Below are 24,668 nucleotides of genomic sequence, written 5' to 3' on the forward strand. Positions count from 1 at the left end.
CGAGGAGGGGGAACGGCTATGGCGGTACGCGCGGTCCGCGGCGCGACGCAGGTCGACGCCGACGACCGGGACCAGATCCTGGAGGCGACGACGGAGCTCGTCTCCGCGGTGATGGACCGCAACGAGCTGAGCACCGACGACGTCATCAGCGTCATCTTCACGACCACGCCGGACCTCACGGCCGAGTTCCCGGCGCTCGCCGCCCGCAAGCTCGGCTTCCACGAGGTGCCGCTGCTGTGCGCGTCGGAGATCGCCGTGCCGGCGGCGCTGCCCCGGGTCATCCGGCTGATGGCCCACATCGAGACGTCCCGGCCGCGCTCCGCCGTCCAGCACGTGTACCTGCGCGGCGCGACGGCGCTCCGCCTCGACATCGCCCAGTGACCCGTCCGGAGGGCAGTAGGCTGACCGGCGTGAGTGAGGACGCGGCGGCGCGGCGCATCATCGTGGTCGGGACGGGGCTGATCGGGACGTCGATCGCCCTGGCCATGCGGGAGCGGGGCGCCGAGGTGCTGCTGACCGACCGGGACGCGGCCGCGCTGGCGATGGCGGTCGAGCTCGGCGCCGGCGACCGGCTGCCGGACGGTGCGGCCGCCGGGCCCGCCGATCTGGCGGTGCTCGCGGTGCCGCCGGCGGCGGTGGCGGTGACGCTGCTGGACGCGCAGAAGCGCGGCCTCGCCACCGCCTACACCGACGTGGCGAGCGTGAAGGCGCTGCCGCTGGCGCAGGCGGCCGAGCTGGGCTGCGACCTGACGACGTTCGTGGCGGGGCACCCCCTCGCGGGCAGGGAGCGGTCCGGGCCGGGCGCGGCCCGCGCGGACCTGTTCCTCGGCCGCCCTTGGGCGCTGTGCGCGCCGCCGGAGGCGACGCCGGAGACCGTCGCGGCCGTCACGGGCCTGGTGAAGGCGTGCGGCGGGACGCCGGTGCAGGTGGACGCCGCCGAGCACGACCGGGCCGTCGCGCTGGTGTCGCACGGCCCGCACGTGGTGTCGGCCGCCGTCGCCGCCCGGCTCACCGGCGCGGACGACACGGCGCTCGGGCTCGCCGGGCAGGGCGTCCGGGACGTCACCCGGATCGCGGCCAGCGACCCGCGGCTGTGGATCGGGATCCTGTCGGCGAACTCAGAGCCGGTCGCGGACGTGCTGGAGGCCGTCGCGACCGATCTGGCGGTGGCGGCGTCGCTGCTGCGCGACGGCAGCGAGGAGGCCGCCGCGCACGTGGCGGACCTGCTGCTGCGCGGCAACGCGGGCCGCTCCCGCATCCCCGGCAAGCACGGCGGGGACCAGCCCGCCTACGCGACCGTCCAGGTGGTCATCCCGGACCGTCCCGGCGAACTCGCGATGATCTTCCAGGCGGCGGGGATCGCGGGCGTCAACATCGAGGACGTGACGATCGAGCACTCGCCGGGCCGCCCGCTGGGCGTGCTGGAGCTGTCGGTGGTGCCGGAGGCGGCCGAGGGGCTCGCCGCCGAGCTGCGCGCCCGCGGCTGGTCGGTGCCCGGCTAGGGGCCGGGGAGTCGGCCCGGGGAGTCGGCCCGGGGAGTCGGCCCGGGGAGTCGGCGCGGAACGGTAGCCTGGTTCGCCGGGGCCCGTCCGGGGGGAACCCGCGCGCCGGCGCGGCGGAGAGCGCCGCCCGGCCCGCCCGCGGCCTCGCGCCGGAGGGCGCTCCAACGGAACAGAGAGGGAGCGATCGTGCCGCTCGTCATCGCCATGGACGGACCCTCCGGGTCGGGCAAGTCCAGCGCGTCCAAGGGCGTCGCCCGCGCACTGGGCCTCCGTTACCTGGACACCGGCGCGATGTACCGCGCCATGACGTGGTGGATGCTCCAGCACGGCGTTCCGGTCGAGGACGGCGGGGCCGTCGCGGCCCGCGCGCTCGAACCGGCCATCGAGTCCGGCACCGACCCGGACGCGCCGACGATCACGGTGGACGGGACGGACGTGTCCGGCCCGATCCGCACCCGCGAGGTGACGAACGCGGTCAGCGCCGTCAGTTCCGTCCCCGCGGTCCGCACCCGGCTCGTCGAGCTGCAGCGCGAGATCATCGGGACGGGCGGCATCGTGGTGGAGGGGCGCGACATCGGCACGGTCGTCGCCCCGGACGCGCCGGTCAAGGTGTACCTGACCGCCAGCGAGGAGGCGCGCGCGGCGCGCCGTGCGAAGGACCTCGCGGCAGACCCGGGGGCCACGGTGACCGTCACGCAGGCCGAGCAGGCGCGGCGCGACCGCCTGGACTCCACCCGGAAGGCGTCCCCGCTGACCAGGGCCGGGGACGCGCACGAGATCGACTCGACGGAGCTGAGCCTGAGCGAGGTCGTCGAGACGATCGTGCGGCTCGCCAAAGAGCAAGAGTGAGCGGGCGGCCTGAGGGCCCCCGCGGAGACGGGACAGTGAGCGATTACGAGATCGAGACGGTGGACGTCGTCGAGGACGTCCCCGAGGACGCGGGCCCCGCGCCGGTCGTGGCGGTGGTGGGGCGGCCGAACGTCGGCAAGTCGACCCTGGTCAACCGGATCCTCGGCCGCCGCGAGGCCGTCGTGGAGGACGTCCCCGGAGTGACCCGCGACCGCGTCGCCTACGACGCGACGTGGAGCGGGCGCCGGTTCACCGTCGTCGACACCGGCGGGTGGCTGCCCGACTCGACCGGGCTGGCCGCGGCGATCGCCGAGCAGGCGCGGCTGGCGGTCGAGCTGGCGGACGTCGTGCTGTTCGTCGTGGACGCGACCGTCGGCGCCACCGACGTGGACGAGGCCGTGGTGGAGATCCTGCGCCGCTCCGGCAAGCCGGTGGTGCTGGTCGCGAACAAGGTCGACGGCGTGGCCGCCGAGTCCGACGCGGCGCTGCTGTGGTCGCTCGGCATCGGCGAGCCGCACCCGGTCAGCGCGCTGCACGGGCGCGGCAGCGGCGACCTGCTCGACGCGGTGCTGGCGGCACTGCCGGACGAGGCGCCCCCCGAGACGTTCGGCGAGCCGGGCGGGCCGCGCCGGGTCGCGCTGCTGGGCCGCCCGAACGTCGGCAAGTCGAGCCTGCTGAACCAGCTGGCGGGGGAGCAGCGGGCCGTCGTGGACGCGGTGGCGGGCACGACCCGCGACCCCGTCGACGAGCTGATCGAGCTCGGCGGCAAGACGTGGCGGTTCATCGACACGGCCGGGATCCGGCGGCGGCACCGGGAGAACCAGGGCGCCGACTTCTACGCCACGCTGCGCACCCGGTCGGCGCTGGAGCGCGCCGAGGTCGCGGTCGTGCTGGTGGACGCCGACCAGCCGCTCGCCGAGCAGGACCTGCGGATCATCTCCATGGTGGTCGAGTCGGGCCGGTCGCTCGTCATCGCCTACAACAAGTGGGACCTGCTGGACGAGGAGCGCCGCCACTACCTCGAACGGGAGATCGACCGGCAGCTCCACAACGCGCGGTGGGCGCCGCGCGTGAACATCTCCGCCAAGACCGGGCGGCACATGGAGAAGCTCGTGCCGGCGATCGAGACGGCGCTGGAGGGCTGGGGCACCCGCGTCCCCACGTCCAAGCTGAACCAGTTCTTCGCCGACCTGGTGAACGCGCACCCGCATCCGGTGCGCGGCGGCAAGCAGCCGCGCGTGCTGTTCGCGACGCAGGCGGGCGTGCGGCCCCCGCGGTTCGTGCTGTTCACGTCCGGGTTCCTGGAGGAGGGGTACCGGCGGTTCATCGAGCGGCGGCTGCGCGAGGAGTTCGGCTTCGCCGGGACGCCGCTCGACATCAGCATGAAGATCCGCGAGAAGCGCGGCAAGAACCGCAAGTGACCGAAATATTCGCCGTCCGGCCCGCCCGGGATCTTTCCCGGGCGGGCCGCGGCATGTCAGTATGCATCCTGCGGGCCGTGAGTAAGTCTTCCATTACTCGCTGATCCCGCAAGTGGTGTTCGGCCGGTGACCGGGGTGTCCGGCATCGGGAGCGGGTCGAGGGGTACGACGTGAAGCTCTTGCTGCTGATCTCCTGTGCGGTCGTCTGCGTGGCGCTGAGCTTCGCGTGGCGGGAGCCGTGGATCGGCGGCATCGGCCTCCTGATCGCCTTCGTGGCGATGTTCACCGACCGCGACGACGTGCGGCTCGACGACGAGCGCGGCAGCTACGAGACGACCAAGTCCGTCCGCAACATGCGCAGGCGCGACCGGTAGCCGTTCCGATCTGAGAAGCGCGCCGGTGCGTCCGATCAGCGGTCGTAGCGGTGCTCGCCCGCGACCGGCTGGTCGCCGTATCCCGGCGGGGACGACGCCGGCCCCGGCGGGTTCTCCCGCGCGTAGCGTCCGTACACCAGCGGCTGCGTGGTGCCCGAGCCCGGCCGTTCGGCCTCCTGCGCTTCGGCGGACTCGCGTGCCGCCTCCCGGGCGCCGACCACGGCGAAGCGGCCGAGCGCCAGGCCGGCGAGGAACGCGATGACGACGCCGAGCCCGGTGAACCCGGCGAGCTGCTCGGCGATCCGCTGGCCCTCGCCCGTCCCGAGCGGGGCGCCGACACCGGAGGCGTCCCACAGGGAGGCGACGGTGTGCCCGACGGCGAACCAGGCGCCGCCGAGCGCGGCGAGCCAGGCGCCGAACATCGCGAACACGCGGTTGGCGCCCGCGAGCACGATCAGGCCGCCCAGCACGACGGCCGCCGCGGGGGCGATGCTGAGCTGGAGCCGGTCGGTGTCGTAGACCCACGTCTCGTCCGGTGCGAAGCCGAAGCCGAAGTACGGGCCGGCGAAGGGCAGCAGTCCGCCCCACAGGCCGAGCAGCACCAGCAGCGTCCCGCTGAGCAGGCCCCGGGTGCGGGGTGCGCGCATGGTCCCAGTCATGATCATTCCTCCTGACCGGGCGGGGGATTTTGTTTGAATCACCCAATACCCGGAGCAATCCACTCCACACAGCCGGGAAAGGCCCTCGCATGAACGCGGAGATCACCGCGAAGATCACCATCGTGTACGCGCGGGAGGAGCCGCCGGATCACTGGGCGGCCGCGGTCTTCCTCGCCGGGCCGACGCCCCGCTCCGCGGACGTCCCGTCGTGGCGGCCCGAGGCGGTGGCGGAGCTCCGCCACCGGTGGCGCGGGGACGGGCGGCTCGTCGTGTTCGTCCCGGAGGACCGGCACGGCCGCTACCCGGACTACGACGCCCAGGTCGGCTGGGAGGAGCGCTGCCTGCACCTTTCCGACGAGGTGATCTTCTGGGTCCCGCGCGACCTGGCCACCATGCCCGCGTTCACCACGAACGTGGAGTGGGGGATGTGGCACGACAGCGGGCGCGCGGTGTTCGGCGCGCCGCCCGGGGCTCCGCGGAACCGCTACCTGCTGCACTACGCCGCCGCGTCCGGCGTGCCGGCGGCGGCCGACCTCGCGGAGACGGTCGCGGTCGCGCTCGCGCGGATCGGCGCCGGCGCCGCCCGGCGGGGCGGGGAACGGGCGGTCCCGCTGCTGCTCTGGCGCGAACGGCCCTTCCAGGACTGGTACATGGCGCAGCGGAGGGCGGGGAACGAGCTGCTCGGCGCCCGGGTGGTGTTCCGGTTCGGGGTGTGCTGGGGCCTGCACGTCCGGATGCGGGTGGCGGCCGAGGACCGGGTGAAGGACAACGAGGTCGTCATCGGACGGCCCGACGTGTCGGCCGTCGTCCTCCACCGCCCCGGCCGGACGCTGGACGACACCGAGATCGTGCTCGTCCGCGAGTTCCGCAGCCCGTGCGCGGACGGGTTCGTCCACGAGCTGCCCGGCGGCTCCGGGCCCGGCAGGGCGCTGGAGAACGCGCTGGCGGAGGTCGCCGAGGAGACCGGGCTCGTGCTGGCCCCGGCGCGGCTCCGCGAGCACGGGACGCGGCAGGTGAACGCCACGATGTCCGCGCACCGGGCGCACCTGTTCTCGGCCGAGGTCACCGAGGACGAGCTGGTGCGGCTGCGCGGGTCCGGCCCGCACGGGGCGGCGGCGGAGGGGGAGCGCACCTACGTGGAGGTGACCCCGTTCGGCCGCATCCGGCGGGAGCGGCTCGTGGACTGGGCCACCCTCGGCATGATCGCGGAAGCCCTGCTGGAGCCGGCGCCCGGTGCCTGATCGGCTCTCGCATCTGCCAGCCTAAGAGTCTGTGTTACCGGCATCTGCTGGTTTCGGAGCGGTCTATAACCGGCATCTGCGGAAGGGTACGCTGGGTGGCGTGACGACGTTCCGGATCAGTGAGGCCGCCGCGCTGCTGGGGGTCAGTGCAGATACCGTCCGGCGCTGGGTGGACGGGGGCCGCCTCCCCGCGTCCCGCGACGAGCATGGGCACCGGCTGGTGCCGGGCGCCGAGCTCGCCGCCTTCGTGCGCGAGCAGGCGCGCGGCGCCGCGCCGTCGGACCAGGGCGAGCGGTTCTCCTCGGCGCGCAACCGGCTGCGGGGCATCGTGACCGAGGTCGTGCGCGACGGGGTGATGGCGCAGGTCGAGATCCAGGCCGGGCCGTTCCGGGTGGTGTCGCTCATGAGCCGCGAGGCGGCCGACGACCTCGCGCTGGAGGTGGGCGTGGTCGCCGAGGCGGTCGTGAAGTCCACCAACGTCGTGGTCGAGGTGGCCGAGCCGTCCTGACCTCGGGGAGCAGCACATGTTCAAGCGCGCACTGGCGGTGGTGTCCCTCCTGGTCGTCGCCGTGTCCGGATGCGGTGACGTCGATGACGGCGGCTCGCCGGGCGCACGCGGCGGCGAGGGACTGACGGTGTTCGCGGCGGCGTCGCTCACCGAGGTGTTCACCGGGCTCGGCGAGGAGTTCGAGGCGGCGCATCCCGGTGTGCGGGTCAGGTTCAACTTCGCCGGGAGCTCGACCCTCGCGCAGCAGATCGCGCAGGGCGCGCCGGTGGACGTCTTCGCGGCGGCCAGTCCCGCCACTATGGCGACGGTCACCGGCGCGGGCGACGCGGCCGGGCGGCCGCGGGTGTTCACCCGGAACCGCCTGGTCATCGCCGTACCGAAGGACAACCCGGGTGCGGTGGAGTCGGTCGGCGACCTGTCCAAGGCGGGGCTCAAGGTCATTCTGTGCGCCGTCCAGGTGCCCTGCGGTGCCGCGGCGGAGAAGGCTCTCGGCGCGGCCGGGGTGAAGGTCGAGCCGGTGTCGCGGGAGCAGGACGTCAAGGCCGTCCTCACCAAGGTCGGCATCGGGGAGGCCGACGCAGGGCTCGTCTACCGGACCGACGCCAAGGCGGCCGGCGGCAGGGTCAAGGGGATCGAGTTCCCCGAGTCCGCACGGGCCCTCAACGACTACTGGATCGTCGAGGTGGCCGAGGCTCCGCACAGCGCACTCGCGAAGGAGTTCATCGAGCTGGTGCTGGGGGCGCAGGGCAGGGCGGCGCTGAGTCGGGCGGGCTTCGAGGTGCCATGAAGGCGCCGAAGGCGCTCCGGGGGGTGTGGGGGGTCGTCCCCCCTCGAAGGGGCAGGCAGGCGCCGAAGGCGCTCCGGGGGGTGTGGGGGGTCGTCCCCCCTCGACGGGGCAGGCAGACGCTCCGGGACTCGGACCGGTTGCCTGGGCGGCCGCCGCTGGTGCTGCTGGTGCCGGCGCTGGCGGGGCTCGGGTTCCTGGTGCTGCCGCTGCTCGGGCTGCTCGTCCGCGCCCCGTGGTCCACGCTCGGGACCCGCATCATGCAGCCGCAGGTGCTGGACGCGCTGCGGCTCTCGATGGTCACCGCCACCCTCGCCACCGGGCTGTGCCTGCTGTTCGGCGTCCCGCTGGCCTGGACGCTGGCGCGGGTCCGGTTCCCGGGCGCCGGCCTGGTCCGGGCGCTGGTGACGGTGCCGCTGGTGCTGCCGCCGGTGGTCGGCGGCGTCGCGCTGCTGCTCGTGCTCGGGCGCCGCGGGCTGGTCGGCGGATGGCTGGACTCCACGTTCGGGATCACGTTCCCGTTCACCACCGCCGGGGTGGTGCTGGCCGAGACGTTCGTCGCGATGCCGTTCCTGGTGATCAGCGTGGAGGGTGCGCTGCGCGCCGCGGACCTGCGCTACGAGGAGGCCGCGGCGACCCTGGGCGCGGGGCGCTGGACGATCTTCCGCCGGGTGACGCTGCCTCTCGTTGCGCCCGGCGTCGTGGCCGGTGCCGTGCTGTGCTGGGCGCGGGCCCTGGGCGAGTTCGGCGCGACGATCACCTTCGCGGGCAACTTCCCGGGCCGGACGCAGACGATGCCGCTGGCCGTCTACCTGGCGCTGGAGACCGACCCGGAGGCCGCGATCGTGCTGAGCCTCGTCCTGCTGGCGGTGTCGGTGGTGGTCCTCGCCGCTCTGCGGGGCAGGTGGATGGAGACGTCCGGATGAGTAGTGGACGGGGGGGTGTGGGGGGTCGTCCCTCCACAAGAGGCACGACGAGCGGCGACGGCGGGCTGGACGCGCGGCTCGTGGTGCGGCGGGCCGTGTTCGATCTGGACCTCGCGCTCACCGCCGAGCCGGGGGAGGTCGTGGCGCTGCTCGGGCCGAACGGGGCGGGCAAGAGCACCGCGCTGCGCGCGCTGGCGGGCCTCGTCCCGACGGCCGGCGGCCACCTCCGGCTGGACGGCGGCGACCTGGGCGCGCTGCCGCCCGACCGCCGCGGCATCGGCATGGTGTTCCAGGACTACCTGCTGTTCCCGCACCTCAGCGTGCTGGAGAACGTCGCGTTCGGGCCGCGCTGCCAGGGCGCCGGGCGCGGCGAGGCCCGCCGCCGCGCCGCGCGGTGGCTGGAGCGCGTCGGCCTCGCGGAGTTCGCGTCCGCCCGGCCGCGAGCGCTGTCGGGCGGGCAGGCGCAGCGCGTCGCGCTGGCGCGGGCGCTGGCGGTCGAGCCGGGCCTGCTCCTGCTGGACGAGCCGCTCGCCGCCCTCGACGCGCACACCCGGCTGGAGATCCGCGCCGCGCTGCGCCGCCACCTCGCCGGGTTCGCGGGCGCGGCCGTCCTGGTGACGCACGACCCCCTGGACGCGATGGTGCTGGCCGACCGCATCGTGGTCGTGGAGGGCGGGCGCCTCGTCCAGGAGGGGACGCCCGCCGAGGTGGCCCGCAGGCCCCGCACCGACTACGTCGCGCGCCTGGTCGGGCTGAACCTGTACCGGGGGCACGCGAAGGCGGGCTCGGTGGTGATCGACGGGGGCGCCGCCGGGGGCGCCGCCGGGACGCTCGACACGGTGGACTCACTCGACGGTGAGGTGTTTCTCGCCTTCTCGCCATCCTCGGTGGCGCTGTACCGGACCCGCCCGGACGGCAGCCCCCGCAACCTCTGGCGCGCCCGCGTCGCGGCGGTCGAACGGCAGGGCGACCGGGTCCGGGTCCGGCTGTCCGGGCCGCCTTTCGACGCCGTCGCGGACGTCACGCCGGCGGCCGTCGCGGAGCTCCAATTGTCCGAGGGCAGCCTGATATGGGCGGCCGTGAAGGCCACCGAGACGCACGTTTACCCAGCTTGACCGGTACCTGGACGTTACGTGGCTCCGCTCCGCCCGTCATCGCCGTACGTAGGTGATATCCGCCACAAAAGGGGCATGGAAGGGCCAATAGGGGACGGGATTGGTCCAGACCAAATGGCAAAAACGGCGGGTCTTGTTCATCATGCAAGGATCTGCGAACAGCTGAAGGAGTTGCCCGTGTCCAACCAGGTCTCCGGCCTCGACCAGGCCCCAACCGGCCACACCGAACTGATCGAGTGGGTACGCGGGATCGCCGAGCTGACCAAGCCGGACCGCGTCGAGTGGTGCGACGGCTCGGACGCGGAGTGGGAGCGCCTGACCGGCCTCCTCGTCGAGCAGGGCACCCTCACGCGGCTCGACCCCGCGAAACGGCCGAACAGCTTCTACGCCGCGTCCGACCCGACCGACGTCGCCCGCGTGGAGGACCGCACGTTCATCTGCTCGGAGAAGGAGGAGGACGCCGGCCCCACCAACAACTGGGTCGCGCCCGCCGAGATGAAGGAGACCCTGAACGGTCTCTTCGACGGCTGCATGAAGGGCCGCACCATGTACGTGGTGCCGTTCTGCATGGGCCCCCTCGGCGGCAACATCTCGCAGCTCGGCGTAGAGATCACCGACTCGGCCTACGTCGCCGTGTCCATGCGGATCATGACGCGGATGGGCGAGGGCGCGCTGCGGCTCATCGAGGAGCGCGGGTCGTTCGTCAAGGCCGTCCACTCCGTCGGCGCCCCCCTTGAGCCCGGCCAGGAGGACGCCAAGTGGCCGTGCAACTCCACGAAGTACATCACCCACTTCCCCGAGACCCGGGAGATCTGGTCCTTCGGGTCCGGGTACGGCGGCAACGCGCTGCTCGGCAAGAAGTGCTACGCGCTGCGGATCGCGTCCACGATGGCGCGGGACGAGGGCTGGATGGCCGAGCACATGCTCATCCTGAAGCTCACGCCGCCCACCGGTGAGACCCGCTACGTCGCGGCGGCGTTCCCGTCCGCGTGCGGCAAGACGAACCTCGCGATGCTGGAGCCGACCATCCCGGGCTGGAAGGTCGAGACGATCGGCGACGACATCGCCTGGATGCGGTTCGGCGACGACGGCCGCCTCTACGCGATCAACCCGGAGGCCGGGTTCTTCGGCGTCGCGCCCGGCACCGGCGCGAGCACCAACGCCAACGCCGTGAAGACGCTGTGGGGCAACAGCATCTTCACCAACGTCGCGCTCACCGACGACGGCGACGTGTGGTGGGAGGGCCTCACCGACGAGCCGCCCACTCGTCCTGATGGGCGCCCCGCCTTGACCGACTGGCGCGGCAACGACTGGACGCCGGACTCCGACACCCCGGCCGCGCACCCGAACGCCCGCTTCACCACCCCGGCAGGGCAGTGCCCGATCATCGCCGACGAGTGGGAGGACCCGAAGGGCGTCCCGATCTCGGCGATCCTGTTCGGCGGCCGCCGCGCGTCCGCGGTCCCGCTGGTCACCGAGTCGTTCGACTGGCAGCAGGGCGTGTTCCTCGGCGCCAACGTCGCGTCGGAGAAGACCGCCGCCGCCGAGGGCGCCGTGGGCGAGCTGCGCCGCGACCCGTTCGCCATGCTGCCGTTCTGCGGCTACAACATGGGCGACTACTTCGGCCACTGGCTGAAGATCGGCAAGGCGACCGACCCGGAGAAGCTCCCGCGGATCTACTACGTCAACTGGTTCCGCAAGAACGCCGACGGCAAGTTCATCTGGCCGGGCTTCGGCGAGAACAGCCGCGTGCTGAAGTGGATCGTGGAGCGGCTGAACGGGCAGGCCGACGCGGTCAAGTCCCCGATCGGGCACCTGCCGACCAGGGACGCGCTCGACACCGAGGGCTTGACGATCGGCGACGCCGACCTCGACACGCTGCTCACGGTGGACACCGAGGTGTGGAAGCAGGAGGCCGCCCTCGTCCCCGAGCACTTCGAGAAGTTCGGCGACCACATGCCGAAGGCGCTGTGGGACGAGTACCACGACCTGGTCCGCCGCCTGGAGCACTGACCCCGGGGGGTCGGTAGGGCATGAACCGAGACCGGTCGCGAGCGCCTGCGGGCGTCCGCGGCCGGTCTTGACGTTTCCGCAGGTGTAGGGGCCGAAAGTAGGGAGACATATCGGACAGGAGGTCCGTTATGTTTGATTTGATGGCCCGCCATTGGTGGGTGCTCGCCGTGCGCGGCGCCTTCGCGATCCTGTTCGGCGCCGTCGCCCTCATCTGGCCGGCCATCACCGTCTGGGCGCTGGTCGTGCTGTTCGGCGCCTTCGCGCTGGCGGACGGCCTCGTCGCCGTGATGCTGGCGGTGCGCGGCACGACGGGTGCGCCGCGCGGCCTGCTCGCGCTGTCGGGCGCCGCGGGGATCGCGCTCGGCATCGCGGCGATCGGCTGGCCGGGCATCACCGCGTTCGTCCTGCTCATGCTGATCGCCGCGTGGGCGGTCGCCACCGGGGTGCTGGAGATCGTCGCCGCGATCGCGCTGCGCAAGGAACTGCGGGGGGAGTGGGCGTACCTGCTCTCCGGCGCGATCTCGGTGCTGTTCGGAATCCTGCTGTTCGTGTGGCCCGTCTCCGGCGCGCTCGCCGTCGTCTGGCTGATCGGGCTGTTCGCGATCCTGACCGGCGCGGCGATGGTCGGCGCCGCCTTCCGGCTGCGGCGGCTCGGCCACGAGACCGCGGGCCGGCACGGGATGGGCGCCGCGCCCCAGCACTAGCGGCGCCCCCGGCCACCGCCGCCGGGCAGAACCTCGACCGCGGTTGAGGTCGCATAGGATGCGCCCATGACGCGGCTTGAGCACCGGGTGTACGAACTGACCGTCGGGCAGCTCGCCGAGCGCAGCGGCGTGGCCGTCTCGGCGCTGCACTTCTACGAGTCCAAGGGCCTGATCAGCAGCCGCCGGACGGCCGGCAACCAGCGGCGCTTCAGCCGCGACACGCTCCGCCGGGTCTCGTTCATCAAGGTCTCCCAGCGGGTCGGGATACCGCTCAGCCAGATCCGCGACGCCCTCGCCACGCTCCCCGAGGAGCGCACCCCCACGGTGGCGGACTGGGCGCGGCTGTCGGAGGCGTGGCGCAGCGACCTCGACGCCCGCATCCGGCAGCTCGAACGGCTCCGCGACGACCTCACCGACTGCATAGGGTGCGGCTGCCTGTCGATGAGCAAGTGCGCCCTCGCCAACCCCTACGACAGGCTCGGCGACGAGGGCCCTGGACCGCGCAGGCTCCTGGTCCCGAAGGGCGCCGGGGACGCCGAATCCCGTCCGGGGGGCGGAGCGGACGCGGACTGCGGCGACCCCTGCGCCCCCCGGAACTAGGCCGTTCGACGCGGCCTCAGCCACGCACGCGAGCGCGTGACCTGACCGGTGAGGCGAAGCCGGAGGCGAGCCTCACCGGGAAGATCGCGAAGCGATTCGCGCTCGCACAGGCCAGGTCACGGAGCGAGCCGCCAGGCGAGCGCAGTGGACCTGGACTGCAAAAAATCAGCGGCCGTGCGGGTCGATGCGGCGCGGGGCCGGCTCCCGTCCCGTCGGCTGGGTCGGCGCCGGACGCGCGGGGATCTGCTCGATCGGCAGCTCGACCGGCTCGTCGCCCAGCGTGAACAGCTCCCCGTGGTGCCACAGCTTGATGCCGGGACCGTCCATCAGCTCGTAGGCGGCCGAGTCGGAGGTGACGGTGACCTTGATCCGGCTGCCCCGGTACCGCATCCGGAACGCCAGCCGGCTGATGCCGCCCGGCAGCCGCGGCGCGAAGCGAAGCTGGCCGCCGCCCGCCCGCATCCCGCCGAACCCGGCGACGAGCCCGCTCCACGCGCCCGCCATCGAGGCGATGTGCAGCCCGTCGCGGGTGTTGCGGTTCAGGTCGTGCAGGTCGACCAGCGCGGTCTCGCCGAGGTAGTCGTGCGCCAGCTCCAGCTGGCCGACCTCCGCCGCCACGACGGCCTGGGTCTGCGCCGACAGTGAGGAGTCCCGGACGGTGAGCCCCTCGTAGTAGGCGAAGTTCCGGACCTTCTCCTCCTCGGTGAACGCCTCCCCGCACAGGTGCAGCGCGAGCACCAGGTCCGCCTGCTTGACGACCTGCTTGCGGTACAGGTCGAAGTAGGGGTAGTTCAGCAGCAGGGGATAGTGGTCGGGCTTGGTGGCCGCGAAGTCCCAGCGGGCGTGGTGGGTGAAGCTCTCGCTCTGCGGATGGACGCCCAGCCGCTCGTCGTAGGGGATCAGCATCGCGGCCGCGGCGTCCCGCCACGACGCCGCCTCCTCCGCGTCCACGCCGAGCCGGTCGGCCACGTCGGGATGGCGCATCGCCATCTCCGCGGCCTCCTGGAGGTTACGGCGCGCCATGAGGTTGGTGTAGACGTTGTTGTCCACGACCGCGCTGTACTCGTCGGGGCCCGTGACCCCGTCGATGCGGAACACGCCGCCCACGTCGTGATGGCCCAGGCTCCGCCACAGCCGCGCGGTCTGCACCAGGATGTCGAGGCCGATCTCCCGCTCGAACTGCACGTCCTCCGTGGCGTCCAGGTAGCGCAGGACGGCGTCGGAGATGTCGGCGTTGATGTGGAACGCGGCCGTCCCGGCGGGCCAGTAGCCGGAGCACTCCTGGCCGCGGATCGTCCGCCAGGGGAACGTGGCGCCCTCCAGGCCGAGCTGCACGGCTCGCTCGCACGCCAGCGGCAGCGTCATGTGCCGCCAGGCGAGCGCGTCCGCCGCGGCTCCCGGCGAGGTGTAGGTCAGCACCGGCAGGACGAACGTCTCGGTGTCCCAGAACGCGTGGCCGTCGTAGCCGGGCCCCGTCAGGCCCTTGGCCGGGATCATGCGGCGTTCCGCGCGCGCGCCCGCCTGCAGGACGTGGAACATGCTGAACCGCACGGCCTGCTGGATCTCGGCGTCGCCGTCGACCTCGACGTCCGCGCCCTCCCAGAACTCGTCCAGGTAGTCGCGCTGCTCGGAGAGCAGGCCGCCCCAGCCGGTCCGCCGCGCGCCCGCGAGGGCCCCGACCACCTGGTCGTGCAGGGCGGGACGCGACCGCTGGCTCGACCACCCGTACGCGATGTACTTGACGATGCGCAGCTTCTGGCCGGGCTCCAGCCGCGTCGCGACCGTCAGCCGGCCGACGTCCTTGGAGCTCTCGGTGTCGATCGTCGTCGACTCGGGGCCCTGGATGTCGTGCGACATCCCCGCGGCCATCCGCAGCCCGCTCTGCCTCGTCCGGTGCAGCAGCAGGACCTTGGTGCCGTTGGCGACGTGCTCCTCGCCGACCAGCGGGCTCTCCAGGATCGCGGAGGCGCGCGGGTCCTTGGCGCCGCCGGGCAGCGCCTCGTTGGCCACCAGCTCCGACTGGGCGACGATGCGGACCGCCTCGTCCACCGGCTCGACCTCGTAGCAGATCGCCGCGACGGCCCGCTGGGTCAGCGAGACCATGCGGACCGAGGTCACCTTGACCGTCTTGTCGGCGGGCGACGTCCACTCGACGTGCCGGGTGAGCGTGCCCGCCCGCATGTCCAGGTTCCGCTCGTGGTGGTGGACGCGGCCGTACCGCACGTCGAACGGCTCGTCGTCCACCAGCAGGCGGATCACCTTGCCGTTGGTGACGTTGATGACCGTCTGGCCCTGCTCCGGGTAGCCGTAGGCGGTCTCGGCGTGCGGCAGCGGACGCTGCTCGTAGAACGAGTTGAGGTACGTGCCCGGCATCCCGTGCGGCTCGCCCTCGTCGAGGTTGCCGCGCATGCCGACGTGGCCGTTGGACAGGGCGAACACCGACTCGGTCTGCGCCAGCCGGTCCAGCCGGAGCTCCGGCTCGCGGATGCACCACGGCTCCACCGTGAACAGGGGCCGGTCGATCACGCCCTGGCCCTCCCGCTCGATCACTCAACCTCCAACATCTCGGACAGGTCAGACACCACGATGTCCGCGCCGTGCTCGGCCAGGGCCGCGCCGTGCGCGTCGTCCATGCGATTGACGCCCACAACGTAGGCGAATCCGCCGGCACGTCCAGCCTGGACGCCGGCGAGCGCGTCCTCGAACACCACCGCCTGCGCGGCGGCGACGCCCAACTCCCGGGCGGCCGCGACGAACGTGTCGGGGGCGGGCTTGCCGGGCAGGCCCCGCTCCGCGGCGATCACGCCGTCGACCCGGGCGTCGAACAGGTCGGTGATGCCGACCGTCGCCAGCACCTGGACGGTGTTGGCGCTGGACGACACGACCGCCGTCTTCAGCCCCCGCTTCCGCGCCGCGCGGACGTAGTCGACGGACCCCTCGAAGACCTCGACGCCCTTCTCCTCGATGAACTTGAGGACCAGCGCGTTCTTGCGGTTGCCGAGGCCCCGGACGGTCTCGGCCTCCGGCGGGTCGTCGGGGGAGCCCTCCGGCAGCTCGATGCCGCGCGACTCCAGGAACGAGCGCGTCCCGTCCTCGCGCTTCTTGCCGTCGACGTAGCGGCCGTAGTCCTTCACGGGGTCGAACTCGGTGAACGCCTCACCGGTCCGCTCCGCCCGCTCCCCGAGGTAGCCGTCGAACATCTCCTTCCAGGCGGCGGCATGGACGGCCGCCGTCCGGGTCAGCACCCCGTCGAGATCGAAGAGACACGCCGCTGCCTCGTCGGGCAGTCCCAGCATCCGTAACCCCCTGGAGAATGTCACCATTGAAAGAGATCCCTGGCACGCGCGCCGCGTACTCGGGCCGGACCCTGGGATGGGGGCCGCGACCGCTCGAACACGGGGATCACGATCCCCGTACAACCCCTTGGTCAGGGTCGCACATGAGGAGGAATGATCCAATGCAAAAGGCGCGTATCGGCGTCACAGGGCTGGCGGTCATGGGCCGCAACCTGGCCCGCAACCTCGCCCGGCACGGTCATCCCGTCGCCGTGCACAACCGTACCGCCACCCGGACCAAGGCGCTCGTAGATCAGTTCGGTGCGGAGGGAACGTTCCTTCCGGCGGAGACGCCCGAGCAGTTCGTCTCCTCCCTGGAGCGCCCCCGGCGCCTGGTGATCATGGTGAAGGCGGGCGGCCCGACCGACGCCGTGATCAACGAGTTCGCCCCGCTGCTGGAGCCCGGCGACATGATCGTCGACGGCGGGAACGCGAACTTCGCCGACACCCGCCGCCGCGAGTCCGCCCTCCGCGAACGCGGCCTCCACTTCGTCGGAACCGGCATCTCCGGCGGTGAGGAGGGCGCCCTGCACGGCCCCAGCATCATGCCGGGCGGCTCCGCCGAGTCCTACGAGGCCCTCGGCCCCCTGCTGGAGGACATCTCCGCCAAGGTGGACGGCACGCCCTGCTGCACCCACGTCGGCCCCGACGGCGCCGGGCACTTCGTCAAGATGGTGCACAACGGCATCGAGTACGCCGACATGCAGCTGATCGCCGAGTCCTACGACCTGCTCCGGCACGCCGCCGGCCTCGCCCCGGCCGAGATCGCCGAGGTCTTCCGCACCTGGAACACCGGCCGCCTGGAGTCCTACCTCATCGAGATCACCGCCGAGGTCCTCGCGCACACCGACGCGTCCACCGGCAAGCCGTTCGTGGACGTCGTCCTCGACCAGGCCGAGCAGAAGGGCACCGGCCGCTGGACGGTGCAGACCGCCCTCGACCTCGGCGTCCCCGTAGGAGGCATCGCCGAGGCCGTATTCGCCCGCTCGGTGTCGGGCCACGCCGCACTCCGCGAGGCCTCCCGGAACCTGCCCGGCCCGTCCCGCACCGGCGACGCGGGCTCCGGCTTCGCCGACGCCGTCGAGCGGGCCCTGTACGCGTCCAAGATCGTCGCGTACGCGCAGGGCTTCCACCAGATCCAGGCGGGCAGCGCCGAGTACGGCTGGAACATCGACCTGGGCGCGATGGCCACCATCTGGCGCGGCGGCTGCATCATCCGCGCCCGCTTCCTGGACCGCATCCGCGCCGCCTACGAGGCCGACCCGGAAACCCCGACCCTGCTCACCGACGCCCACTTCACCGAAGCCCTCGGCGAAGCCCAGGACGCCTGGCGCGAGGTAGTCTCCGTGGCCGCACGCCTAGGCATCCCGGCCCCCGGCTTCGCCACCGCCCTGTCCTACTACGACTCCCTACGCGCCGACCGCCTACCGGCCGCCCTAACCCAGGGCCAACGCGACTACTTCGGCGCCCACACCTACCGCCGCGTAGACCGCGAAGGCTCCTTCCACACCCTCTGGGGCGCCGACCGCACAGAGGTGACCGGCTGACCCTCTGCCGCCGCCAACGGCCTTGGACGAGAGCGGGCGTCTCAAGGCCGCAGGTGTCGGGAGTTCTCAGTGAGCCTCGGCTCGGATCCTGTCGAGCAGGCTCCGCCATTCCTCCCTGGTGAATTCCAAAGTCGGTCCGGTGCCGTTGAGCTTGGTGTCGCGAACGCCGACCGTTCCGTCGGCCGCTTGGCCGACTTCGATGCAGTGGCCGTTGGGTTCACTGTGGCCTGACTTCCGCCAGCCGTTGTATTCCTTGGTCATGTACCCGATCCTGTCCGGTCGGTAAGCCGGTTGGCCACCTGATCCAGGAAGGCGATGCTGTCTTCTGGAGACAGGGCGGCCTCCAGGAGGCGGTCATATCTCTCGGTATACCGCGCTACCTCGCCCCGCTGTGTCAGGACGAGGTCAGTGGTGACGGTGTCAACGATTGCCACGGGTGGGTCGTCTGACCCGGCGAAGGTGTAGAGGTAGAAGGACGACTTCGGAAGGAAGCCTCCGGGGATGCGGGCGTTGTGCATTAGCACGCGAACCGTAATCCGCTCTTCCTCCAAGACCGTCGCGATCATGTGCTTGAGCTGGGCGGCCATGACCTCCGATGGCACTCCCAATCTATGGATCACGGACTCATCCAGGACGGTCTCGTAGGACGGTCCATTCGGACGGAGGAGCTCCCGCTGTCGCCTCTCGCGGGCTTCGGCCATCCGTTCCGGCTGGTAGTCGAGTGTTTGCTGGCTTTCGTCGAGCGTGACGAGGGCGTCGATGAACGAGCGGCACTGCAGAGCACCCGGCATCGCGCTCTGGTCGTAGCTGCGAACGTAAGCGGCGTTGTATTCGAGGTCGGCTGCAAGCTTCTGGCGGGGACCCATGGAGACGCCATACTTGTCCCACCAGCCCTTATGCGCGGCCTCGCGGGCAAGCTTGAGGAGCTTGTCGTACTGGCTTCCGGTGACTTCGAGGACCTCAAGCATGTTCATGATCTCGCCCACGTCCGGGCGTCCTGACCGTTCTCCAGTCGAGAGATCTTGGTACGGGAGTAGTACATGAGCTGAGCCAGGCCATCGGTGGTGAGGCCACGGCTCTCGCGGAGTTTGCGGATCTCCGCCGCCAACTGGCGGCGCCGGACGTAGGGGCTAGGCATGACCGTCCTCCCGATATCGCACCTGTCACGGTCTGTTCAGAACACTGACTCTCTGTGTTCGACCGCCGCCGGGCAATCATAAGGTCACGCTCGGTCAAGCATTCGCCACGACCGCCGCCCCAGCCAATATCCGCACGTACACACTTCGCACACCCAGCCCTGCCCCGTCCTGCCCCCTCCGGGCTTAGATAGATGTCTCATACGTCGCAAGCGCCTGATATATGCGAGGACTCGTCTGTGTATGGGGCGAGAAGTGTCCAGCGTCGGCAAGACCGACATGGTCAGGTGCAGCACCAGCAGCGCTGGCTGGTCGCGTCTTTGCTCCCAGAACTTAGCGCCGGAAGGCTATTAGATCTTCGGCAGGGCGCCGCCGACGCGGCTGCATACAAGCCGGGGGAGCCTTAAGGGAAGTAGGTTATCCGCTTCGCGGATGGCATCAGTAACGTACAGGTGAGCCTGGCCACCATCGAGGACGCCAGTGGTCTTGGGTGAGCTGAAGCGTCTCAAGATCGCGAAGGGCTAGGCAGATTAGAGCATCGGTGCGAATCTCTCCATAGGTTCAGTGTGGCGCCGCGCGCTGCTGCGGAGGACGAGGTCGGTTGTGACGGCGCCACCAACTGCCACGGGCGAGCCGCCCTCAACTCCGGACCGAACCGCGCGATCGGCTACGAACCCTTCCAGGATCCGCCCACGCCCCGCGACGGCCCCGGGTTTGCGTTCAGAATCGATGCCGCGCCCGCAGCCGTGTCGCTACCGCCCTGCAAGGGCGGCGAACCAGTTCTCTGGCCGATGGGGAGCGAGGACCAGTTGATCTTTTCGGCATTATCTGTGGCTTCATTGATCAACTCGTCCACGCCGCTCTCGTCAAGACCTGCTTCAGCGACCAAAGAAGCGAGCAGGAGGAGGGCGGTGCTCAGCATGTCTTCGGGGTTTTCGCCAAAAGGCGGAACTTCCTTTAGAGCATCGTCGCCGAGCAGCGAGCGGATCGCTTTTTCCGCGAGTAACGGGTTCAACATGCCCGCATGTTCGCCGAGTTGCAGGCGCAGATCGGCGACGTAGCGGATGACGTCGCCGAGTGACGGGGCAGGCGAAAACTTATCGATAACTGCTATCTGGAGGGTGGACAGAATTAATGCTCCATACTCGGGATGGAGGCTCGCGTCCTCGATCTTGGAGACATACTTCGACTCCCATTCATCGGGATCAAGAATGTGAATACGCAATGCTTTTTTGGATACATCTTCCAGGGAGGTGCTCCTCTTGTTCGCCAACGTCACCCGCCCTGCGCCATGCCTTTGACCTTGCTCATAAAGGCGTCCAGTTCTGCTTCGGTGGGTGCCGAGTCGGCTATGAGACCACTCAAGATCAGAATTTGGCCGCTCAGCTTGGTGTTCTCGTCGATTCCAACGAGGTCACCTTTGCCGAGAGCGTGCAATATCATTTTTTCTGCAACCACAGGGTCAAGCCTTTCGGCAACTTCTCGAGTCCTGGCGCGGAGATTGGCGACGAAGTCGATTATGGCATCGTTGTCGACGGCGTCTCTCTTTGCCTGGAAGCGCCGGTTGACGGCTTCGAAGAATCCGACGGCCAGGAGTAGGGAGTAACCCTCCCTGTCTTCGGGGGTGGTGAGTTGGCTCAGGAGGCGCTGGTGCTCTTCGCCTTGGCCTGCGAGTTGGGCGCGCAGTGTGGCGGCCTGTAGGTCAGTAATTTTCACTTCTTTGCTCCCTTATCCATTTGATGCCGCTCTTTACGCCTCGGGCGGCTCTGCGTGTGGCGTCGACGGTCACGATCGCGGCTATCCCCAAAGAGAGTGCTGCATTTCCAGTGCCTGCATTGGTTTGCATGGGCTCTATATATGGACCTGTTCCGACCTCTGCCTTTCCTGTTGGCGGTGGGCGCAAGAAAGCGTCCACAAGCTTTCCATCTGTTTTAGCAACGCTCTCGAAGTCTTCTGCTCGGGAAACTCCGATACGCAGGAATCGATCGAGGGGTGATTGATTTTCCGGATCAGGCTCGTTTGGGCTGCGGTCTACGGGATCGTCTTCGGGGCGTTGGAGTTCGCCGTGGTCTGCATTGTCATTATCGGCGTCGCGGCTTGGCGGTATGGGTCTGCCGTCATTGTCGAACGTTATCCGGATCCGTCCTTCGAAGCGGCCGGCCTCCTCTATCTCTTCCGTACGCTCTTCTTGTGGAGCCAGAGCTGTGCCAGGTTCATCCGTTTCACCGGATTGGCGTGTGATGCGCTCCTGTGTGTTGTTGTCGCTGCCGGGTTCTGCGGTCTCAGGTTCTTCGGCATTCCTACCACGGACCTCGTGCTGGCCGACGGATTCCGCTGTCTCCCGGTTTGTGGCTGGTTCTTCAATGGGGGGAGGGGCGTTCTCGCCGTTCGGCTGATCGCCTGGTCCTTCCGCGTGCGTCCCGGTGTCGCGGGCGGATTCGGTGGCTTCGACGGTCTGGCCGGTTGTTTCCGTCGTGGGATCGGCCTGGGTGTCAGTGGTCCCCGGCTGTTCGCTGTCGGGGGTGTCGGGTAGCGGGCTCTCGGCCGGGGGGCCGGCTTGGACAGGCCGGTCTGGATGGTTCTGTCCGGCGCCTGGCGGTTGCTCGGCTGGGCGTTCGGCCGGCTGTGACTGTGGCCCGTCCTGCTGAGGGAGCCCCTCGTGGTCTCGGGTCGGCGGCCGGTCGCGCTCATGCTCGCCCGGCCGTTGTGCTTCACGCGGTCCGGCTCCGCTTGGCTCGCGCTCCTGGTCGTCGGCGGGCTGTGTCTTGTCGCTTAGGTCTCCGGGGCCCGCCAAGGCGGGGTCGGTGTCTTGTCCTTTGCTCGGCTCGTCGTTTCCGACTTCGAGACGTTTTGCGGCGGCGGCCTGTTGTTGTTCGCGGGCGCGGGCGAGGCTTTCTAGGCGGGACGGTTGGCCGGGGGAGCCGGGGTTGTCGGGTGGCGGCGTCCACTGTCCTTGGGGCGAGGCGGGTCTGTCTGCGGGTTCGGTGCGGGTGTCGGCTCGTGGTTCGGCGGGTTGGGCTTGGGGCCGGTCGCGGTTGCGGTCGCCAGGTGTGCCGGTGTCGGTCTCGCGGACGGCGCTGGTGCCCTGGTCTTGGGTGCGCGGGTCGTCCTCGCGTTGGTCTTTGTCCTTGCCCTGCTGCCTGTCTTCGGCTTCGGGCGTGCCGGAATCTGCGTTCTCCTCGCGGCTGTCGGACTGTTGCGAGGCGGCCTTGTCGTCGCGTTGCTCCCGAGGTGAGGTGCCGGTGTTCTCGCCCTGGGTCTCCTGCGCTCTGCTTTCCTGCTGTTCGCGGGCGCGGCGGAGGCTTTCCAGGCGGGACGGCTGGCCGGGGGAGCCCGGGTTGTCGGGTGGCGGGGTGGGGCGCTCTTGCGGGGCGGGCTTGTCGGACGTCTCCGTGCGAGTGTCGGTCTTGGTGGTGTCTTCAACGCCCACGCCCGCGGCCCTTTCCTCTGGGGAGGCGACCGTCCGTCAGGGAGGGCGGCGGACGATTCGCCGAGGTGAGCCTTGACGTGCGGGGCTGACGCCGGGGCCACACCGGCACCCATGTAATCGCGCACGTCCGAACTTTGCACGTACCGATATCAGGCATCCAGCGCCGTACATTCGTTTCTTAACCGTCCGCCGGTCGGTGGCGTGTGGTTTCGTCATCCGAGAGGCTGCCTGCAAGACAGTCAGCGGTTGACTAGCGCATGATTCAAAGAACGTGGCGATGCCCTATTTATCCGTTCTGTGCCGGATGGGCTGCTGGGACGCCATGCGTTCACCCGAGCGCAACCGTGGTCCCGATACCTTCTCGGGATGGGCCCATTCCCTGGGAGATTGGCATGAGGCCGCCGAGCTGCGTGATCTGTATGCGAGCCCCTCAGGGTGAGGAAGAAGATTCGGCCTTCGAGATCGTCCGGTTCGCGATCAACGCGGACGAGGAGGCGCTCGAACGGGACCGGGCGCGGGACGGCTGGGTCGGGCATCCCCCATGGCTCATGTGGTTCTGCGGTGAGCACCTGGCGTTGGGCAAGGAACTTGCGGATCTGCACTGGCGTGAGGCCGGAGAGCGCTTGCGGACCGACAGAAGGTAGCCCCGGCCCGGACTCGTGAGCGTTCAAATCGCGGATGTTCGAACTTCTGTCGCCCCGGCGATCGACGCACATGCCTTGGACGTGCCGATCAAGGGGCCGACGAGGGGTTTTGCGTGTGCGCATTGGGTGTCGGCGTGATGATGAGCACGCACGATGACGAACCGACCACTATGCGTTGAGGAACCCCATGTCGTATCCGATCCCTTACCCGCCCGTCCCCGTTCCGGCGGGTGCCCAGCGGTGGCGGCGGGCCTTTCCCGGTGACCTTGACCAGGCGTGTGCGGCCCGTCGGTTCACCGGCGCTCTTCTGGCCGGCTGCCCCGAGTTGGACGAGGTGCTGCTGGCCGTGGACGAGCTCGTGGTCAACGCGCTACGGCACACGAAGTCCGGTCAGCCTGGCGGCACCTTCACCGTCGAGATCACCCGATGGGACGGCGCCGTCGCGATCTGCGTCGGCGATGAGGGCGGCCCGAGCGAACCCGCCGTCACCGACGCCGCCGACGATGCCGAGTCCGGGCGCGGCCTGCGCACCGTCTCGCTGCTGGCGTCCAGTTGGGGCTGGTTCGGCAACGATCGCTCGCGCACCGTCGCCGCGCTCTTCTCCGCCCCATCGCTGCTGGGGGCGGTGTGAGCGGCCGTGACCTGCGCGAGTGGACCGCTGCGCAGGTCCGCTCCGCCATGACCTCCAGGCCCACCCGCTGGACCGGCCCGAAGCCTGGCGCCGCGCCGACGCCTGGTATACCCGCACCACCGGTGGTCGCCCCGTCCTGCTGTCCGTCGAGTCCTTTGACCACGGCTTCATCGCCCGCCCCGCCATACCACCGCCCGAAGCTCCCGACCACGTTCTAATCATCGACCGCGACACCGCCGCCCTCACCCTCTGGCCCGCCTATGCCACCGACACCCTCGCAACCCAGTACGGCCGGTACCGACGTGGCGAACTCTGACCGGCTGCGGATGTCGCTTCCTATGGATAGGCGGCCCCGTAAGGCTTCAGATGTCGTCGGGCTCGTTCTCGACCCCGGCGGTGGGGTCGCCGTCTCGGGTGCCGCTTTCGGCGTCGCTTTCGTAGCCTTCGGCTGCGCTTTCGCTGCCCGGCACAGAACGCTCGCGGGGTTGTTCCTCCAGCCCCGATCTCGCGCCGGGCTCTGGGCCGTCCGGCTGGTCCCTCTTCTGCATCGCTGCCCCCTCTGGTTCGGCTGCTTCGTTCCGCACGTTGTTGCCGCAGAAGTAATCCCTAACCGTGGGTCCGGTCTCCGGCATAGGGTCGGGGCGTGCGGATTCCAGGGGACGAGGAGATCCGGGCGCTGCATGAGAGGTACGCGCCCAGTCCGGAGGCGTTCGAGGCCGTCTACACGCACTGCGTGATCGTGTGGAGGATCGCCGAGCGGATCATCGAGGCCGCGGGGCTCGACGTCGATGCGGAGCTCGTGCGGGCCGGGTGCCTGCTCCATGACATCGGGGTCTACCGGCTGGACGACGGCGACCGGGTTCCGGGGCAGTACGTGCGGCATGGGGTGCTGGGGCACGAGGTCCTGCGCGACGAGGGGTTCCCCGAGGAGATCTGCCGGTTCTGCTCTCGCCACACCGGGATGGGGCTGACGCGCGACGACATCGCGCGGCAGGGGCTTCCGGTGCCGCCGGGTGATTATGTGGCCGAGACCGGTGAGGAGCGGCTGGTCATGTACGCCGACAAGTTCCACAGCAAGACGCGGCCGCCGACGTTCGTGTCCGCCGACTCTTACGCCGTTCACGTGCGCCGGTACGGGGAGGAGAAGGTCGCGGTCTTCGAGGCGATGCGCGCGTTCTTCGGGGAGCCCGATCTCAAGCCGCTCGTGGACGAGTACGGCCACGCCCTCGTATAGGCGGGTTCCCGTGGG

28 protein-coding genes are annotated in these 24,668 nt (G+C 70.5%); 18 read left to right on the forward strand and 10 right to left on the reverse strand.

Annotated elements, in window-relative coordinates; all coding sequences use genetic code 11:
• Positions 1-18: 18 nt before the first annotated feature.
• The 5 genes from aroH to IEZ03_RS21840 all read left to right on the forward strand — a co-directional run bounded on the left by aroH (position 19) and on the right by IEZ03_RS21840 (position 4,146).
• Positions 19-381, forward strand: coding sequence for a chorismate mutase (aroH, locus tag IEZ03_RS21820; protein WP_184886017.1), 363 nt, complete (start codon positions 19-21; stop codon positions 379-381).
• Positions 382-410: 29 nt separating this feature from the next.
• Positions 411-1,502: a prephenate dehydrogenase gene (locus IEZ03_RS21825; protein WP_268248550.1), complete on the forward strand. Its 1,092-nt coding sequence runs from the start codon at positions 411-413 to the stop codon at positions 1,500-1,502.
• A gap of 186 nt (positions 1,503-1,688) precedes the next feature.
• Complete coding sequence (cmk, locus tag IEZ03_RS21830) at positions 1,689-2,351, forward strand: (d)CMP kinase (protein ID WP_229808470.1); 663 nt, start codon at positions 1,689-1,691, stop codon at positions 2,349-2,351.
• Between the two features lie 35 nt (positions 2,352-2,386).
• Positions 2,387-3,772 carry a ribosome biogenesis GTPase Der gene (gene der / locus IEZ03_RS21835; protein WP_184886015.1) on the forward strand — a complete coding sequence of 462 codons (1,386 nt, stop codon included), beginning with the start codon at positions 2,387-2,389 and terminating at the stop codon, positions 3,770-3,772.
• Between the two features lie 170 nt (positions 3,773-3,942).
• The gene (locus IEZ03_RS21840; RefSeq protein ID WP_184886013.1) at positions 3,943-4,146 is read left to right on the forward strand and encodes a hypothetical protein; all 204 of its coding nucleotides are present in this window, start codon (positions 3,943-3,945) and stop codon (positions 4,144-4,146) included.
• A gap of 35 nt (positions 4,147-4,181) precedes the next feature.
• Here the strand turns inward: IEZ03_RS21840 and IEZ03_RS21845 are convergent, their stop codons facing one another.
• A complete protein-coding gene (locus IEZ03_RS21845) occupies positions 4,182-4,805 on the reverse strand; it encodes a hypothetical protein (RefSeq protein ID WP_184886011.1) in 624 nt (207 codons plus the stop codon).
• Positions 4,806-4,894: 89 nt separating this feature from the next.
• Between IEZ03_RS21845 and IEZ03_RS21850 the strand changes: the two genes are divergently transcribed.
• The 8 genes from IEZ03_RS21850 to soxR all read left to right on the forward strand — a co-directional run bounded on the left by IEZ03_RS21850 (position 4,895) and on the right by soxR (position 12,696).
• Entirely contained in the window at positions 4,895-6,046 is a 1,152-nt protein-coding gene (locus tag IEZ03_RS21850; protein WP_184886009.1) for a nucleoside 2-deoxyribosyltransferase domain-containing protein, read from the forward strand.
• A 100-nt stretch (positions 6,047-6,146) separates the two neighbouring features.
• Positions 6,147-6,554, forward strand: a complete 408-nt coding sequence (locus IEZ03_RS21855; protein WP_132048754.1) for a TOBE domain-containing protein — start codon at positions 6,147-6,149, stop codon at positions 6,552-6,554.
• Positions 6,555-6,570: 16 nt separating this feature from the next.
• On the forward strand, positions 6,571-7,341 hold the full coding sequence (gene modA / locus IEZ03_RS21860) for a molybdate ABC transporter substrate-binding protein (RefSeq protein ID WP_184886007.1): 771 nt from the start codon (positions 6,571-6,573) through the stop codon (positions 7,339-7,341).
• Positions 7,342-7,478: 137 nt separating this feature from the next.
• Positions 7,479-8,264, forward strand: coding sequence for an ABC transporter permease (locus IEZ03_RS21865; RefSeq protein WP_229808471.1), 786 nt, complete (start codon positions 7,479-7,481; stop codon positions 8,262-8,264).
• Complete coding sequence (locus IEZ03_RS21870; protein WP_184886003.1) at positions 8,261-9,379, forward strand: ABC transporter ATP-binding protein; 1,119 nt, start codon at positions 8,261-8,263, stop codon at positions 9,377-9,379. The genes IEZ03_RS21865 and IEZ03_RS21870 overlap by 4 nt, the downstream gene beginning before the upstream one ends.
• Before the next feature lie 177 nt (positions 9,380-9,556).
• Positions 9,557-11,392, forward strand: a complete 1,836-nt coding sequence (locus IEZ03_RS21875) for a phosphoenolpyruvate carboxykinase (GTP) (protein WP_229808473.1) — start codon at positions 9,557-9,559, stop codon at positions 11,390-11,392.
• A 140-nt stretch (positions 11,393-11,532) separates the two neighbouring features.
• On the forward strand, positions 11,533-12,096 hold the full coding sequence (locus tag IEZ03_RS21880) for an HdeD family acid-resistance protein (protein ID WP_229808474.1): 564 nt from the start codon (positions 11,533-11,535) through the stop codon (positions 12,094-12,096).
• 66 nt (positions 12,097-12,162) lie between these two features.
• Positions 12,163-12,696, forward strand: coding sequence for a redox-sensitive transcriptional activator SoxR (gene soxR / locus IEZ03_RS21885; RefSeq protein ID WP_184885997.1), 534 nt, complete (start codon positions 12,163-12,165; stop codon positions 12,694-12,696).
• 165 nt (positions 12,697-12,861) lie between these two features.
• On the opposite strand, the gene IEZ03_RS21890 is transcribed toward soxR, so the two are convergent.
• Both IEZ03_RS21890 and IEZ03_RS21895 read right to left on the reverse strand, forming a co-directional pair.
• Positions 12,862-15,246, reverse strand: a complete 2,385-nt coding sequence (locus IEZ03_RS21890; RefSeq protein ID WP_229808475.1) for a glycoside hydrolase family 65 protein — start codon at positions 15,244-15,246, stop codon at positions 12,862-12,864.
• Positions 15,243-15,992: a beta-phosphoglucomutase family hydrolase gene (locus tag IEZ03_RS21895; RefSeq protein ID WP_184885995.1), complete on the reverse strand. Its 750-nt coding sequence runs from the start codon at positions 15,990-15,992 to the stop codon at positions 15,243-15,245. Before IEZ03_RS21895 ends, IEZ03_RS21890 begins: the two co-directional genes overlap by 4 nt.
• Before the next feature lie 161 nt (positions 15,993-16,153).
• Between IEZ03_RS21895 and gnd the strand changes: the two genes are divergently transcribed.
• Positions 16,154-17,578 carry an NADP-dependent phosphogluconate dehydrogenase gene (gene gnd, locus IEZ03_RS21900; RefSeq protein ID WP_184885993.1) on the forward strand — a complete coding sequence of 475 codons (1,425 nt, stop codon included), beginning with the start codon at positions 16,154-16,156 and terminating at the stop codon, positions 17,576-17,578.
• Between the two features lie 66 nt (positions 17,579-17,644).
• Here the strand turns inward: gnd and IEZ03_RS21905 are convergent, their stop codons facing one another.
• From IEZ03_RS21905 to IEZ03_RS21925, 6 genes are all read right to left on the reverse strand, one after another.
• Positions 17,645-17,839 carry a DUF397 domain-containing protein gene (locus IEZ03_RS21905; protein WP_184885991.1) on the reverse strand — a complete coding sequence of 65 codons (195 nt, stop codon included), beginning with the start codon at positions 17,837-17,839 and terminating at the stop codon, positions 17,645-17,647.
• The gene (locus IEZ03_RS21910; protein ID WP_229808476.1) at positions 17,836-18,564 is read right to left on the reverse strand and encodes a DUF5753 domain-containing protein; all 729 of its coding nucleotides are present in this window, start codon (positions 18,562-18,564) and stop codon (positions 17,836-17,838) included. The genes IEZ03_RS21905 and IEZ03_RS21910 overlap by 4 nt, the downstream gene beginning before the upstream one ends.
• A complete protein-coding gene (locus IEZ03_RS38060) occupies positions 18,549-18,716 on the reverse strand; it encodes a helix-turn-helix domain-containing protein (protein ID WP_229808477.1) in 168 nt (55 codons plus the stop codon). The genes IEZ03_RS21910 and IEZ03_RS38060 overlap by 16 nt, the downstream gene beginning before the upstream one ends.
• Before the next feature lie 665 nt (positions 18,717-19,381).
• Entirely contained in the window at positions 19,382-19,993 is a 612-nt protein-coding gene (locus tag IEZ03_RS21915; RefSeq protein WP_184885989.1) for a hypothetical protein, read from the reverse strand.
• Positions 19,990-20,430 (reverse strand): hypothetical protein, encoded by a 441-nt coding sequence (locus tag IEZ03_RS21920; protein ID WP_184885987.1) that lies wholly within the window; start codon positions 20,428-20,430, stop codon positions 19,990-19,992. Before IEZ03_RS21920 ends, IEZ03_RS21915 begins: the two co-directional genes overlap by 4 nt.
• Positions 20,417-22,144 carry a hypothetical protein gene (locus IEZ03_RS21925; RefSeq protein WP_184885985.1) on the reverse strand — a complete coding sequence of 576 codons (1,728 nt, stop codon included), beginning with the start codon at positions 22,142-22,144 and terminating at the stop codon, positions 20,417-20,419. Before IEZ03_RS21925 ends, IEZ03_RS21920 begins: the two co-directional genes overlap by 14 nt.
• Before the next feature lie 419 nt (positions 22,145-22,563).
• Here IEZ03_RS21925 and IEZ03_RS21930 point away from each other — a divergent pair, with 419 nt between their 5' ends.
• From IEZ03_RS21930 to IEZ03_RS21940, 3 genes are all read left to right on the forward strand, one after another.
• Positions 22,564-22,788 (forward strand): hypothetical protein, encoded by a 225-nt coding sequence (locus tag IEZ03_RS21930; protein ID WP_184885983.1) that lies wholly within the window; start codon positions 22,564-22,566, stop codon positions 22,786-22,788.
• 187 nt (positions 22,789-22,975) lie between these two features.
• Entirely contained in the window at positions 22,976-23,419 is a 444-nt protein-coding gene (locus tag IEZ03_RS21935; protein WP_184885981.1) for an ATP-binding protein, read from the forward strand.
• Positions 23,420-23,438: 19 nt separating this feature from the next.
• Positions 23,439-23,735: an SUKH-4 family immunity protein gene (locus tag IEZ03_RS21940; protein ID WP_184885979.1), complete on the forward strand. Its 297-nt coding sequence runs from the start codon at positions 23,439-23,441 to the stop codon at positions 23,733-23,735.
• 46 nt (positions 23,736-23,781) lie between these two features.
• On the opposite strand, the gene IEZ03_RS21945 is transcribed toward IEZ03_RS21940, so the two are convergent.
• Positions 23,782-23,967: a hypothetical protein gene (locus tag IEZ03_RS21945; protein ID WP_184885977.1), complete on the reverse strand. Its 186-nt coding sequence runs from the start codon at positions 23,965-23,967 to the stop codon at positions 23,782-23,784.
• Positions 23,968-24,062: 95 nt separating this feature from the next.
• Between IEZ03_RS21945 and IEZ03_RS21950 the strand changes: the two genes are divergently transcribed.
• A complete protein-coding gene (locus IEZ03_RS21950) occupies positions 24,063-24,653 on the forward strand; it encodes an HD domain-containing protein (protein WP_184885975.1) in 591 nt (196 codons plus the stop codon).
• Positions 24,654-24,668: the final 15 nt, after the last annotated feature.

The sequence above is a fragment of the Actinomadura livida genome (assembly GCF_014648675.1).
Lineage (GTDB): Bacteria > Actinomycetota > Actinomycetes > Streptosporangiales > Streptosporangiaceae > Spirillospora > Spirillospora livida.